Origin of the sequence: Pseudomonas sp. 2822-17, from assembly GCF_002742485.1 — a bacterium.
Taxonomy (GTDB): Bacteria; Pseudomonadota; Gammaproteobacteria; order Pseudomonadales; family Pseudomonadaceae; genus Aquipseudomonas; species Aquipseudomonas cyclaminis.
The window spans coordinates 1-278 of record NZ_LJRZ01000660.1 but is presented as its reverse complement, the minus strand read 5'-3'; the positions used below and the strand labels follow the sequence as shown (position 1 = coordinate 278).

Genomic DNA, 278 nt, shown 5'->3' with positions numbered 1-278 from the left:
CTTTTCAAATGGACAAGTGAGGTTATTGGGGCAAATCGCTTTAGCTTCATTTAATAACCCGGAAGGTCTTTCGAAGAGCGGTTCGAATTTATACCAAGTATCTAACAACTCAGGAATGCCACAAGTTGGTCTTCCGGGTGATGGTGGTAGAGGTTCATTAACTGGAGCGGCGCTTGGAATGTCCAATGTTGATCTCTCTGAAGAGTTTACAGAAATGATAGTTGCTCAGCGTGGATTTCAAGCGAACACTCGTATCATTACAACTTCAGATGAAATTC

The 278-nt window shown here is 42.4% G+C and carries 1 protein-coding gene; it reads left to right on the top strand.

Going from position 1 to position 278, the window contains the following annotated elements:
• Positions 1-278, top strand: a 278-nt coding sequence (locus AOA60_RS23770; RefSeq protein ID WP_143522540.1) for a flagellar hook-basal body complex protein, incomplete at both ends; no start/stop codon positions are given.